Raw genomic sequence first — 12391 nt, forward strand, 5'->3', positions numbered from 1 at the left:
AAGGAAAAGGCATCAAGCACCCTTTCTGTCTTCTGGTCGCGTCATTCACCCATTTCCCAGACTTTTTTCAGGGCCCGGGCAGCATCTTCCTGGACCCTGAGCGCTTCAGGAATGACTCGCCCTTGATTGAGAAAGCCGTGTATGACACCTCGGTAAATCTCCAGGTCAACCGGTACACCGGCCATGCGCAAGGCGTCGCCAAATGCCACACCCTCGTCGACCAGTGGATCGCATTCGGCCAGTCCAATCCAGGCAGGCGCCACGCCGTCGAGATCTCGACGGTGGCCGGACTCATCCGCGCCATCGAGTGGAGCGAAGCGCCAGTCGTCCCTGTCCGAGGCTGAGCGCAAATATTGCTCGAAAAAATAGGTGATGTGGGCCTCTTCAAGCAGAAAGCCCCTGGCAAACGTATGGTGGGACTCCGTGTCTTGATGGCCAATACAACCAGGATAGAACAGCACTTGGAGACTCAAGGGAATCTGAGCGTCCCGCGCAGAGATGGCAGTGACGATGGCCAGGGTGCCGCCGGCACTGTCGCCGGATACCGCAATCTTCTGCGCATTCAGACCCAGCCGGGCGGCATGCTCACGCAGCCACAGAAGTCCGTCCCAGGCGTCATTCACAGCCGTGGGGAATTTCGCTTCTGGCGCCAGCCGGTACTCGAGTGAGACCACCGCTGCTCCGCTGAGGTGAGCCAGACGACGGCATACAGGCTCGTGCGTTTTCACGCTGCCGACGGTGAATCCGCCGCCATGCAGGAAATAGAGGACAGGGAGGGCGTCCTTCTGAGCTGCCTGCTCCAGGGGCGCATAGAGGCGTGCATGAAGCTCGAAGCCATCGCGTGCCGGTATGACCAGATCTTCCACACGTGGGAGTTTATGGCTGGGTATGTCTATCAACCCTGCACCCACTTCGTAGGATTGCTTGGCCTGCGCCGGATTCAGGGCGTGCAAGGGTACATGGCCAGAACGTTCGATGCGATCGAGCAAGTGGCGTGTTTCGCTGGTCAGCTGAAAGCGGGGATTGTGGTGATGCGACATCTTGCAGCTGATGCTAACCGCAAAGCTGCACGACATCTGTCACGCTGTCGATGTTGAATGCGCCCGAGGTGCGGCCCGAGCTCAGGAATCAGAACAACAAAGGCGGCCCGAAGACCGCCTGATGAGTACCGCCACTCACGCCAGGAGGATTCACACTCCTTGGGCAATGACGTGATGGTCCACAGTGCGTCAGTTACTCAATGCGCTGGAGTGTCTCGTCATAGAAATGGCGCGGATAGCCAGCATCGTCTGTGGAGTCGGACACATCGCCAAGGTACAGGGTATTGCCCTCGACACGCATCACGAGCTTGCCCTCGTCCTCGTCAGACTTGCCGCGGAAACGGTCAGCTTCTTTGCCATCCACCGTAGACGTGCCCACATGGCTCATTTCCAGGTTGGTCAGGACGCGCCTGGTGGCCACGATCGGACCCGAGCAAGAGGTTCCGACGAAGCCGTAGATCACCACATCGCCCTTGAGCGTCTGGGCGTCGGCCTTCTTGAAGTCCGCCCGCATCTCAGCCGAGGCACTGCCGTCCTTGATGCACTCCGAGAGCCAGGAGCCCACGTATTTGGCCACCAAGTCTTCAGAGGTATCGGCATCGATCGGATCGTCATCGCTGCCGCCACAAGCTGCCACCGACATGGCCATCGCGCCGGCCACCAGCCAGGCAGCCCAACGGGTATGTGTCTCCCTGCTTGTCAACATATTCAATACTCCTTCCAGCTTGTGCGTTTCAATGTCTCAACAGAGCATTTTGCACCGCAATGGCCTTCATGTGGAGTTCAAGTTGACACAGCAGGTAACTGCGACTTGTTCGCGCACCTGCCCGCAGCATCGAACGAAGTCAGCTTCGAGCCACGTCGATGGCGTCCTGGGTTGAGCGCAGGATGCCGCGAACCAGCGGGAACATCTCCCCGATGGCGTCGAGCAAACTTCCAACCGTGAAGCTGCACACCTCGAGCAGGTGGAGGTGGATCTCGCTCGTGGCACCGCTGTCCGGCGCCAACGACTGGCTCACGGCCTCGCTCAGCCCGTCAAGCTCCATGATCTTCAGGCGTGCAGGGGTCGACGTCTCCGTCATGCCCATGCGCGACCAATACGCCAGCGCGACTTTCTCGACAAACTCGCGCTCCATGGACGCAGACATGACTTCGGAAACCCATGGCACGAGTGGGCTGAGATGGCCTTTGGCCGATTCATCTGCCAGCACCCTGTCCACCAGCCCCGTGGTTTGCTGGAGGCAGCGTGCCAACGAGGCTTTGAAGGTTTCGAACTGCTGATCGTCTTTTTGGCTCATTTTGGATTCCCTGCAAGTGGAAGTGGATGCTCTGGGCCCTCCTTCTTGAATTCTTTCGTATTCATCAAGGAGCGATTCCTCGAGGTTTTTGCCCATTGCATTGCCTATCGGCAGTTCGGCCGGCGAAATTGAACCTTCTCACTTCATGACCCGCTTTTCCGGCTTTTGGGCGCTGACAAAGCCAGGTGCCGCACACCCGCGATAATCAGCGCATGCGAATCCTTCTCGACTTCTTTCCCATTGCCTTGTTTGTGGCGGCGTACAAGATGCACGACATCTACATCGCCACGGCAGTGCTGATGGCCGCCACCGTCGTTCAGACCGGGGTGATGTATGTCATCGACCGTCGACTCCAGACCATTCAGAAGGTCACCCTGGGGATGATTCTGGTCTTTGGCACGCTGACGCTTGTGCTGCAGGACGACCGCTTCATCAAATGGAAGCCGACGGTACTGTACGGCGCCATGGCCTTGGTTCTGGGCGCGGCGCTGCTCATCTGGAAAAAGAACCTGTTGCAGATGCTGCTTGGCAGCCAACTGAAGCTACCGGAGATCGCCTGGCACAGGTCAACCCTGATGTGGACCGCCTATTTCCTGTTCATGGCCGGCATTAACGCCTATGTGGCCGCCTACTATTCCACGGAAGACTGGGTGAATTTCAAGCTGTGGGGCTATGTATTCCCCATTGTTTTTCTCGTCGGTCAGGGGCTGTACCTTGCCAAGTACCTCAAGGATGACGAGGACAACGCCGACAGCAGCGGCCAGTCTCCCGACACCGCCAACGCTGGAGCCAAGCAGGCGCCGGCGAGCAGCAAAGGAGATGAATCATGACGAGTCCGGGTTCAGCGACAGATAACGCCATCCCCTCGGCAGAGGCATTGACCAATGCGCTTGAGCGTGCCCTCTCGCCCAGCCGCCTCCAAGTACTGGACGAAAGCGCCGCCCATGCCGGCCACGCAGGAGCCAACGGGACCGGCTTTGGCACCCACTTCCGGGTCCGGATCGCCTCTTCCGCCTTCGAAGGCCTGTCACGTGTGGCTGCCCACCGGCTTGTGTATGATGCCTTGCGTCCATTCACGGACGCCGGTTTGCATGCGTTGGCCATAGAGGTGCTCCCCCTGAGCGCTCCTTCGACCTGAATCGGTGCCCTGATACGATCTGACACCATCCCAGAGCCAAGACTGGGGCACTATTTCGGGTTTGGTCGCTCAAACCCTTTTTTCTGATTGCATGAGGACATTCATGAAAGCTTCCCTGACCGCCATCGCAGCGGCCCTGCTGATTTCCGCCACCCCTTGGGCTGCTGCCCAGAACATTGCCATTGTCAACGGTAAGCCCGTGCCGACCTCACGCCTGGATGCTCTGGTGGCCCATTTCGAGAAAACCCGTGGGCCCGTGGACGACAATGCCCGTGAAGCTCTCAAGCAGGAAGCCATTCTCCGCGAAGTTTTCATGCAGGAAGCCGAGCGCCGCGGTGTCGCCAAGACCGCTGAATATGCTCAGCAAATGGAGCTCGCACGCCAGGGCATCATGATCCAGGCGATGTTCGAGAACTACAAGAAGACCAATCCTGTCACTGATGAGGAAGTCAAGGCGGAGTACGACAAGTTTGTCGAAGCCAATGCCGGCAAGGAATATCGCGCCCGTCATATCCTCGTACCGACGGAGAAGGAAGCCAAGGACCTGATCGCGCAGATCAAGAAGGGGGCCAAGTTCGAGGCACTGGCCAAGTCCAAGTCCAAAGACCCTGGGTCCGGCGCGAACGGTGGAGACCTTGATTGGGCAAGTGCTTCCAGCTACGTCACCGAGTTTTCCGAAGCCATGGTCAAGCTGGACAAGGGCCAGATGACCGAAGAGCCGGTCAAGAGCCAGTTTGGCTGGCACATCATCCGGGTCGATGACGTGCGGGAGGCGCAAATGCCCTCTTTTGACGAAGTCAAGCCCACCATCGCGGAACAGATGGGCAAGCAGAAGCTGATGGCTTTCCAGCGCGAACTGGAAGAAAAGGCCAAGGTGGAGTGATCCATCCACGCCGGCATTCGTGCTGAATGCCGCAGCCGAAAGCCGAAAAAGGGCGCCACTGATGTGGCGCCTTTTTTTCATGTCGTTTTGCTGGACAATGCGGCATGAGCAGGCGAACCTCGCCACCGCACGACTCCAACCTTGACCCTGTCATCAATCGCCATGGACGGAAACGCCACCCCCTCGGTACACGAAGCAGCCCGCACCAGCAGAATCGGACTGGACTGGAGCCGTGCTGTCCAGTTCCTTATGGACGAACAACAGTTGTTTCGCGCCCGAAACCCTCTGTCGGAGCAAATGGCCACAAGGGCGCGAGGGCACTTGTTGTTTGGCGTGCCCCTTCATTGGATGAACGACTGGGGCACTCCGTTTGCCCTGCATGTGGCAAAGGCCAAGGGGGCGGTGGTGACCGACGTCGATGGACATGAGCTCATCGACTTCTGCCTGGGCGACACGGGCGCCATGTTCGGCCACTGCCCGGAACCTGTCGCACGGGCATTGGCCAGCCAGGGAGCGAAAGGGCTGACGACGATGCTCGCCACTGAAGACGCCGGCGTGGTCGGCGAGCTACTGGCCGAGCGCTTTGGCTTGCCTTTTTGGCAGTTTGCGATGAGTGCCACAGATGCCAACCGCTACCTTCTGCGTTGGGTCCGGGCCGCCACAGGCCGGAAAAAGCTGCTGGTTTTCAACGGCTGCTACCACGGGACGATCGAAGACGTCTTCGTGGACCTGATCGATGGCCGCCCGCACCAGCGGGACAGCCTGCTGGGTCAGGTTCATGACCTCCTCGAACACACAGTTGTCGTGGAATTCAATGACCTGGCAGGCTTGGAGCGTGCTTTGCAGGGAGGCGATGTGGCGTGCGTGCTGGCCGAGCCGGTGATGACCAACATCGGTATGGTCCTGCCGGCAGAAGGTTTCTGGGACGCTGCGCAAGAAGTCATCCGCCGCCACGGCACGCTGCTCATACTCGACGAGACCCACACCATCAGCACCGGCCCGGGTGGTTACGGGCGCGAACACGGCATCCGCGCGGATGCCGTCGTCATGGGCAAACCACTGGGCGGCGGCGTACCCTGCGCGGCCTACGGCATGACTGCTGAACTGGCACAACGCGCCGCCAGTGCCAAACAGAAAGCGCCACCCGGACACAGCGGCATTGGCACCACACTGACCGGCAACATGCTGGCCTTGGCCGCCATGCGAGCCACGCTCAGCGAAGTCATGACGCCCAAGGCCTATGAAGGCATGAACCAGCAGTCCTGTCGGCTGGCAGACGGCTTGCGTCAGCTGATCGCCAAGCGTCGGCTTCCGTGGTGTGTGACACAGGTGGGTGCGCGGGTGGAATTCCAGTTCTGCGAATCTCCTCCGATGAGCGGTGCGGAAGCTGGCGAGGTTCTGGACGGCACGCTGGAGCACATCATTCACTTGGGCCTGCTCAATCGGGGCGTGATGATCACCCCGTTTCACAACATGTTGCTCGTTTGCCCGCAAACCACTGAGGCTCATGTCAACCGGCTGTTGGACGCCCTTGATGACGTGGTATCCCACCTCCTGCCAGAGTCCCTCATTGCCGAAGGATCATGACAGCTGCAGACCCAGCCAGAGACACCCGATCATGATTGGCTGGTGAAGCAGGTAGTAGGTCAGACTCCACCTGCCCATGACCGCCAGAGGTGAGGTGATGCTGCCAGCCCCTTGTCCACCCAGCCATTGCGGCTGATGCCGCAAGATCCACTGCCCCGCCGCCATCCCCCACCATATGGCGGCCAGCCACGGCAGCAGTGGAACATAGTCTTCTGTGACCGGCTTGTGTGTGACCCATCCGAGCCAGTTCAGCATCGGCCCGTCAAAGAGGTCTCTCCAGCTGCTGTTTTCCAGTGCGAGAGGGGCATACCTGGCCGCAGCGACACACCCGGCTCCCGCCAGCCAGAGCCACTGACCCCAATGCGCGGTCAGCCTGACGACGATCAGCATCACGGCTATCCCATGCAATACCCCGAAGAAAATGAAACTCCTGGGGAACATCACCATGGTAGCCAGCGTCACCAGCATGGCGGCACCGGCCACCTGCCACCACCGGCGCCAGAACCGCGCCCAGCCCTGACCTTGTTCCAGGGCAACGGCCTGTGACAGTCCGGCCGTGAACAGAAATGTTCCCAGAATGATGGTTCGTTGCGTGGTCCAGAAAGGGTCGCCGAAGATGTCCTGCTCGATCAGGCCGAAGTAATCCAGGTCGTAGCAGAAATGGTAGACCGTCATCCAGACCATGGCCAGCGCACGCAGGATGTCTATCCGGTCAAAGCGCTCCTTGACGCGAGGAAGACTCATCCCTGCGCGCCCACCTTGAGCAGCAAGCTGGCCAGCTCTTCTGGACGATTGATCATGGGGTCGTGCCCGCAGTTCATCTCGAAGACCTGCCAACCAGGCTCCTGACGCACCCGGACGCGTGATGCATCGATGGTCGCCAAGGGTGGATTGGTGCAGTCGATGAAGGTGCGTGGCATTTTGGCCACCCGCCCGGCATCGAAATCCAGGCTGTCCTGATACAGCCGGAACGGTTGGGGCGTCTGGCGGCGATTGACCCAATCCCGGTCCGCTCCCTCCAGCCCAAACACACTGGCATCGGGCGGCGGAAAGCTCAGGCCGTCGGTGGCTTTGGCTTCCTCGATCCGGGCAGCGACCACTTCTGGCGGGTGTGGGCTGCTCCAGCTGCCCCCTGGGTCAGGGATACCGGCATCCAGATACACCAGGTGGCGCAGAATGCCCGGGCTGCGTTGCTCGAGCTGATCGGCCACCAAGGTGATGACGTTGCCGGCATAGCTGTGGCCGACCAGGACCACACTTGAAAGCTCCTCTGCCTCAATGAGCCCCAAAACATCGTCGACATGGGTCTGCACGCGAATATCGCGGCTCATCAGGTGCGCGCGCTCGCCCACACCGGTCAGTGTGGGCGCGTAGGCGTCATGTCCTTGCGCCAGAAGCAGGGGTAGCACCCGCTTCCAGCACCAGCCACCGTGCCAGGAGCCATGCACCAGCACAAATGCCGGTTTTGCGGTGGATGGGGCTGCGTTCATGGTCAATCTCCGGGACAATACGGGTTTGGGGATGCGCTCCCCGACTCACCGATTTTGCCTTGTCTGGCACCCGCCCTCCTCTGCTGCCATTTCCTTGCCCTCTCGCCGCCCATGCTGCCTCATCAAATTGAACTGCTATCGCCAGCACGCACGGCGGACATCGGCATCGAAGCCGTGAACCACGGCGCGGATGCTGTCTACATCGGTGGGCCTTCGTTTGGTGCCAGGGCCACAGCAGACAACAGCGTGGAAGACATCGCGCGGCTGGTCATGCACGCCCACCGCTTCAACAGCCGAGTCTTTGTCACCATCAACACGATTCTTCGTGACGACGAACTCGAACCTGCCCGGCAACTGGCATGGCAGCTCTACGACGCGGGCGTCGATGCGCTGATCGTTCAGGACATGGGCCTGCTGATGCTGGAGGACTTTCCGCCCATCCAGCTGCACGCCAGCACACAAACCGACATACGAACGCCAGAGAAAGCCCGGTTCCTGCAGGATGCGGGCTTCTCGCAGATCGTGCTGGCGCGGGAGCTGACCTTGCAGCAGATCGAGGCCATTCGCGCTGCCACTGACCCGGATCGCTGCATTCTGGAGTACTTCGTGCACGGCGCCTTGTGCGTGGCCTACAGCGGTCAGTGCTACATCAGCCATGCCCATACCGGACGCAGTGCCAACCGTGGCGACTGTTCCCAGGCCTGCCGCCTGCCCTACGAGGTCAAGGACAGCCAGGGGCGGGTCGTGGCTCACGACAAGCACGTCCTGTCCATGAAGGACAACAACCAGTCGGACAACCTTCGGGCACTCATCGACACGGGTGTGCGCAGTTTCAAGATTGAAGGCCGCTACAAGGACATGGCCTACGTCAAGAACATCACGGCCCACTACCGGCTGCTGATTGACGAAATTCTGGCGGAACGACCAGAGCTGGCCCGCGCCAGCAGCGGCCACACCAGGTTTGCCTTCACGCCCGACCCGGACCAGAACTTCAACCGCGAGTTCACAGACTATTTCACCAATGGGCGCCAGGTCGACATTGGCGCCTTCGATACGCCAAAGAACCCCGGCCGCCCGATCGGCTGGGTAACGCAGCTCGGCGCGAATTTTGTCGAACTGCAGTGCGAGGACCCTGCCACTGTTTTGCACAACGGCGATGGCCTTTGCTACCTCGACCTGCAAAAAGAGCTCGTTGGCCTGCAAGCGAACCGCGTCGAAGCCCTGGATGAAGCCGCTGGCCTTTGGCGCGTCTTCCCCAAGGACCCGATGGCCAGTTTCAAGGATTTGCGAAAGAACACGCAGATCAACCGCAACCGCGACATGGACTGGGTGCGTGGGCTGGACAAGAAGTCATCCGATCGGCACATCGGGGTCTGGGCGGACCTGGTCGAAACCGACACGGGCCTGTCGCTCACCCTCACTGATGAGGACGGTCACACTGCCACGGCCGACATCACGGGTTCGCTGGACGACGCGCGCGACACAGCACAAGCCGAAGCCAAATTGCGTCAAAGCCTGGACCGATTTGGAGGCACCCTGTTTGAGCCACTGGACATCCGGCTGCAACTGCGCGGCCCACGCTTTGTGCCCGCTTCGCAACTCAATGCTCTGCGCCGAGAAGCCGTTGCCGCGCTTGAAGCCGCACGCGCTGAGCAATGGCAACGCCTGGAACGAGCGCCAGCCACTGAACCACCGGCACCCTACCCTGAGGACTCGCTGACCTATCTGGCCAATGTGTACAACCACAAGGCCCGCGACTTCTATGCCGCTCACGGGGTCAAGGTGATCGATGCCGCCTACGAAAGCCAGGAAGAACATGGCGAGGTGAGCCTCATGATTACCAAGCACTGCGTCCGCTTCAGCTTGAGCCTGTGCCCTAAACAGGCCAAAGGCGTGACGGGCGTTCAGGGAACCGTGCGAGCCGAGCCACTTCAACTGATCAACGGCAAGGAAAAGCTCACGCTTCGTTTTGACTGCAAACCCTGCGAAATGCACGTGGTGGGCAAGATCAAACGCGGCGTTATCAATGCGCCAGCCGCCGTGCCCATGACCTTCTACAGACAGCGACCAGCCGCCTCAAAGGCCTGAGGGCACAAACTGTCAGCCTCGCCAACGCCTGAACAAGTAGGCAAACGCGAGGAAGATGAGTGAGCCCAAAGCCAGTACAGCCCTCGGGTTTGTCGGCTCTTCCGGCGGGGCATTGGCGGATGCGAAGACATCCAGGTATTTGGCAGGAATTTCCCCCTGGCCCATCGTGGCCTGTAGCACCAGGGGATAAACGTTGCCTTCATGGCCTTTCACAGTGACCCGATAGACAAGATCGCGGCGATTGGCCGCCGGGTAACGGAACGCATAGGTTCGCCCCAGTGCTTTCCCCCCTCCCTTGGCGTATGTCCGCATCGCGCGGGAAAGTGCAACGCCCATACGCTCCTCGAGTTCGCTCTCAGGGAGCTGTTCGAGACTGGTTTCCAGCTCTGCCTTGAGCTTGTCCGACCTGGGCAAGGTATTTTCTTCGCTGGCCTCAAGCGTGAGATGGCGCGGAATCAGTACAGGAACCGGCAATGAGTCCGGAAACATCTCAACGCTGACCTTGCCTTGCGGTGTGTCGCTGTCGGACAGGGCGATCAGCGAAATGGACACCCAGAAGCCCTCATCAGCCACCAGCGTGCTGGTCCGCAGGCTGATTCGCTGCTCGTCCGCCAAGGGGACCAGAACCTTCTCTTCGCTCACGACGCCGGCATTGGCCGTGATCGATGCCAGCGCCAGCAACGCCCCTGTGGTCGCCCGGCGGGATGAAATGCCGAGCCAACTGGCCCATGCTGATGTCATTTCTTGTTTCTCCCTGCAATCGAACCAATAGATGCGATCGATGTCATTTTATTGCCCAGCCGGTGGAGACTTGGCCGGCCCAACCTCCTGCCAAATTGCACTTTAGCTCCATCATGCGTGTCCTAGCCCCAGAAAAGCGGTCTGACCGTGACACAAAGTGCCACCCTGCCCTTCCCGTGTGCGCTCCTGGCCCGAATAGATCCGCGCTTCAGTGGGGGTCTTCCACCGCCTCGATCACCAACTGCTTCACAGCAACGCCCGCTGCCCTCACCATTGCCCTGACGCGCAGATCCTGCTCAACCTCGAGGCGCACCCTCTGGTGATAATCCAGGCCATCCGTGCTCCCCGCGTTGTGTGATTCGACTCGGCGTGTCCACTGGGTCAAGCCGTCGAACTCGACCGTCAGCTCGTGCCATGCACCGTTCGCACCCTCCGGGACGTTCACGAGCAAAGTGACATCCACATCCAGAATCCGTCGCCGTTCCAGCAAGGTGGGAATGTGCAGATGCGCAACAGAATCACTGCCTGCGTCAACTCGCCAGACCTCGGGAGGGTGATTTTGCGAAGAGACCACTGTGTTTCAGCCAAGAACAAGACGAAAAGAAGGTGGCGGCACAATGTGCAGCCGCGGTGAAAGGACCATATTTTAGAAAGTGCGGCTCAAGCCTCGGCCTCAGCCGACGAAACACAAGTAGCAGGTGATGCTTCTCACGCTTGAGGGAAGTACCTAAGGGCTTGCCCCGCTGCGCAATGGCTCAGCTTGGGGCTAAGATGCGTGACGTGGGAAATCTCCCAACGGTTCACAGTCGATAGCTGCTTGCCTGGCCGTGCCGGCACACAAGAACGGAGAAGGGATTGGAGCCAACATGAAGAGCCTGACCGACCACCTCACGGCGTACGCCGCCTATCACCGGGACGAACGCAATATTGCCACCCACATGGTTGGCGTTCCGTTGATCGTTCTGGCCATTGCGACATTGCTGTCACGCCCTGTGCTATGGGAGGGACCGTTCCTTCCCCTGACGCCGGCCTTTGTGGTGGCCGCGGCCATCCTGCTTTTCTATTGTCTGCTCAACGCTGGCCTGGCCATCGTCATGGGGCTGGCCCTGGCACTTGCACTGGCTGGCGCCAGCTGGATTGCCCGTCAGGAAACCGTTTGGTGGCTGTCTGCAGGTATTGGCACGTTTGTGGTCGGCTGGGCGATCCAGTTTGTGGGGCACCTCTACGAAGGCCGCAAACCGGCTTTCATGGACGACGTTCGCAGTCTCCTGATTGGCCCGTTGTTCGTGATGGTCGAATGGCTCAACAAACTGGGCCTCTATCGCGGCGTTTTCCAGGAAATGGAAAGGCGCGCCGGGCCGGCAAAGTTCGACAGCTGCGGTGTGGCCTGACCCCAGCCACCACCCGCACTGCTGCGACTCAATCCTGATTCAGACGTAAGCGGCCATTGGCTTGACGTGGCGCATGTGCAAGCTCAGACCCAAAGCTGCCATGTGTGTACTCTTTCGCCCCAGTATCTGCTCGGCCAAAGGCAGAAACTCGGTCTCTTCATAGTTGGCATGATCGGTGTAGTGCTGCACCAGTCTGTGAACATCCGAGACATCCAGCGTGGTGCTGTGGCCTTTTGACACCTGTTTCAAGCCCTTCTCCAGGCTCTTCCACAGGGTTTCGATCGACCGGTGCTCTTCAGTCAGGCGTTTGGCCATGGCCTTGACCTTTTCACGCTCTTCTCCTGCCTCGGCTGCTGCCATCACTGCAGGAAACAGCTCCCGCTCTTCCTCCAGGTGGTGCTCAAAGATTGCTTCCCGAAAAAACTCGAGAGACTCCTCTGCGATCTGACGCGCACGTGCGGCAGGCTCCAGCAGTGCAGGCAGCTCGTCCAACGACCGCAAACGCTTGGTAATGCCGGCATGGCAGTTGGAAAAATTGTTCAGGGGAGCCTGGGTGTCCAGGCCGGTGCTCTGATCAGGATGGGTCATGGTGCTGCCTCCTTGCGTCCGGGGAACGAACATGAATCTGGTCTGGCTGCACGCGCCACCTCGGCGCACGCTCATCCAGACTGCTGATTCAGTGTACGGATTGCACTGGACGCCTGCTTGATGCAGGTCAAGCGCCGGCGCGAAAAG

The 12391-nt window shown here is 60.0% G+C and carries 13 protein-coding genes and 1 pseudogene; 6 read left to right on the top strand and 8 right to left on the bottom strand.

Going from position 1 to position 12391, the window contains the following annotated elements; genetic code table 11:
* Positions 1-41: 41 nt before the first annotated feature.
* From ABWV89_RS04505 to ABWV89_RS04515, 3 genes are all read right to left on the bottom strand, one after another.
* Positions 42-1040, bottom strand: coding sequence for an alpha/beta hydrolase (locus tag ABWV89_RS04505; protein ID WP_353394679.1), 999 nt, complete (start codon positions 1038-1040; stop codon positions 42-44).
* Between the two features lie 193 nt (positions 1041-1233).
* Complete coding sequence (locus tag ABWV89_RS04510; RefSeq protein ID WP_353394681.1) at positions 1234-1746, bottom strand: hypothetical protein; 513 nt, start codon at positions 1744-1746, stop codon at positions 1234-1236.
* Positions 1747-1885: 139 nt separating this feature from the next.
* Positions 1886-2338, bottom strand: coding sequence for a hypothetical protein (locus ABWV89_RS04515; RefSeq protein ID WP_353394683.1), 453 nt, complete (start codon positions 2336-2338; stop codon positions 1886-1888).
* A gap of 212 nt (positions 2339-2550) precedes the next feature.
* Here ABWV89_RS04515 and ABWV89_RS04520 point away from each other — a divergent pair.
* From ABWV89_RS04520 to ABWV89_RS04535, 4 genes and pseudogenes are all read left to right on the top strand, one after another.
* Positions 2551-3078: pseudogene (locus ABWV89_RS04520) on the top strand (septation protein A); the annotation flags it as partial.
* Between the two features lie 86 nt (positions 3079-3164).
* A complete protein-coding gene (locus ABWV89_RS04525) occupies positions 3165-3476 on the top strand; it encodes a BolA family protein (RefSeq protein WP_353394685.1) in 312 nt (103 codons plus the stop codon).
* A gap of 103 nt (positions 3477-3579) precedes the next feature.
* Positions 3580-4359: a peptidylprolyl isomerase gene (locus tag ABWV89_RS04530; RefSeq protein ID WP_353394687.1), complete on the top strand. Its 780-nt coding sequence runs from the start codon at positions 3580-3582 to the stop codon at positions 4357-4359.
* A 162-nt stretch (positions 4360-4521) separates the two neighbouring features.
* A complete protein-coding gene (locus ABWV89_RS04535; protein WP_502903149.1) occupies positions 4522-5946 on the top strand; it encodes an aspartate aminotransferase family protein in 1425 nt (474 codons plus the stop codon).
* Here ABWV89_RS04535 and ABWV89_RS04540 read toward each other — a convergent pair.
* Both ABWV89_RS04540 and ABWV89_RS04545 read right to left on the bottom strand, forming a co-directional pair.
* Entirely contained in the window at positions 5941-6690 is a 750-nt protein-coding gene (locus ABWV89_RS04540) for an acetyltransferase domain-containing protein (protein ID WP_353394690.1), read from the bottom strand. The two genes, ABWV89_RS04535 and ABWV89_RS04540, sit on opposite strands and share 6 nt — an antisense overlap.
* Positions 6687-7436 carry an alpha/beta fold hydrolase gene (locus ABWV89_RS04545; RefSeq protein WP_353394692.1) on the bottom strand — a complete coding sequence of 250 codons (750 nt, stop codon included), beginning with the start codon at positions 7434-7436 and terminating at the stop codon, positions 6687-6689. Before ABWV89_RS04545 ends, ABWV89_RS04540 begins: the two co-directional genes overlap by 4 nt.
* Positions 7437-7547: 111 nt before the next feature.
* Between ABWV89_RS04545 and ABWV89_RS04550 the strand changes: the two genes are divergently transcribed.
* On the top strand, positions 7548-9524 hold the full coding sequence (locus ABWV89_RS04550) for a peptidase U32 family protein (RefSeq protein WP_353394694.1): 1977 nt from the start codon (positions 7548-7550) through the stop codon (positions 9522-9524).
* Positions 9525-9536: 12 nt separating this feature from the next.
* On the opposite strand, the gene ABWV89_RS04555 is transcribed toward ABWV89_RS04550, so the two are convergent.
* Both ABWV89_RS04555 and ABWV89_RS04560 read right to left on the bottom strand, forming a co-directional pair.
* A complete protein-coding gene (locus tag ABWV89_RS04555; protein WP_353394695.1) occupies positions 9537-10265 on the bottom strand; it encodes a hypothetical protein in 729 nt (242 codons plus the stop codon).
* A 208-nt stretch (positions 10266-10473) separates the two neighbouring features.
* Entirely contained in the window at positions 10474-10839 is a 366-nt protein-coding gene (locus ABWV89_RS04560; RefSeq protein WP_353394697.1) for a hypothetical protein, read from the bottom strand.
* A 292-nt stretch (positions 10840-11131) separates the two neighbouring features.
* Here ABWV89_RS04560 and ABWV89_RS04565 point away from each other — a divergent pair, with 292 nt between their 5' ends.
* A complete protein-coding gene (locus ABWV89_RS04565; protein WP_353394699.1) occupies positions 11132-11656 on the top strand; it encodes an Mpo1 family 2-hydroxy fatty acid dioxygenase in 525 nt (174 codons plus the stop codon).
* Between the two features lie 39 nt (positions 11657-11695).
* Here ABWV89_RS04565 and ABWV89_RS04570 read toward each other — a convergent pair whose 3' ends face one another.
* On the bottom strand, positions 11696-12244 hold the full coding sequence (locus tag ABWV89_RS04570; protein WP_353394701.1) for a hemerythrin domain-containing protein: 549 nt from the start codon (positions 12242-12244) through the stop codon (positions 11696-11698).
* Positions 12245-12391: the final 147 nt, after the last annotated feature.

Source organism: Hydrogenophaga sp. 5NK40-0174, from assembly GCF_040372165.1.
Taxonomy (GTDB): domain Bacteria; phylum Pseudomonadota; class Gammaproteobacteria; order Burkholderiales; family Burkholderiaceae_C; genus Hydrogenophaga.

Bases quoted from the DNA above. Each gene is read 5' to 3' on its own strand.
- ABWV89_RS04505 (WP_353394679.1), bottom strand. From the start codon at position 1,040: ATGTCGCATCACCACAATCCCCGCTTTCAGCTGACCAGCGAAACACGC.
- ABWV89_RS04510 (WP_353394681.1), bottom strand. From the start codon at position 1,746: ATGTTGACAAGCAGGGAGACACATACCCGTTGGGCTGCCTGGCTGGTG.
- ABWV89_RS04515 (WP_353394683.1), bottom strand. From the start codon at position 2,338: ATGAGCCAAAAAGACGATCAGCAGTTCGAAACCTTCAAAGCCTCGTTG.
- ABWV89_RS04525 (WP_353394685.1), top strand. From the start codon at position 3,165: ATGACGAGTCCGGGTTCAGCGACAGATAACGCCATCCCCTCGGCAGAG.
- ABWV89_RS04530 (WP_353394687.1), top strand. From the start codon at position 3,580: ATGAAAGCTTCCCTGACCGCCATCGCAGCGGCCCTGCTGATTTCCGCC.
- ABWV89_RS04535 (WP_502903149.1), top strand. From the start codon at position 4,522: ATGGACGGAAACGCCACCCCCTCGGTACACGAAGCAGCCCGCACCAGC.
- ABWV89_RS04540 (WP_353394690.1), bottom strand. From the start codon at position 6,690: ATGAGTCTTCCTCGCGTCAAGGAGCGCTTTGACCGGATAGACATCCTG.
- ABWV89_RS04545 (WP_353394692.1), bottom strand. From the start codon at position 7,436: ATGAACGCAGCCCCATCCACCGCAAAACCGGCATTTGTGCTGGTGCAT.
- ABWV89_RS04550 (WP_353394694.1), top strand. From the start codon at position 7,548: ATGCTGCCTCATCAAATTGAACTGCTATCGCCAGCACGCACGGCGGAC.
- ABWV89_RS04555 (WP_353394695.1), bottom strand. From the start codon at position 10,265: ATGACATCAGCATGGGCCAGTTGGCTCGGCATTTCATCCCGCCGGGCG.
- ABWV89_RS04565 (WP_353394699.1), top strand. From the start codon at position 11,132: ATGAAGAGCCTGACCGACCACCTCACGGCGTACGCCGCCTATCACCGG.
- ABWV89_RS04570 (WP_353394701.1), bottom strand. From the start codon at position 12,244: ATGACCCATCCTGATCAGAGCACCGGCCTGGACACCCAGGCTCCCCTG.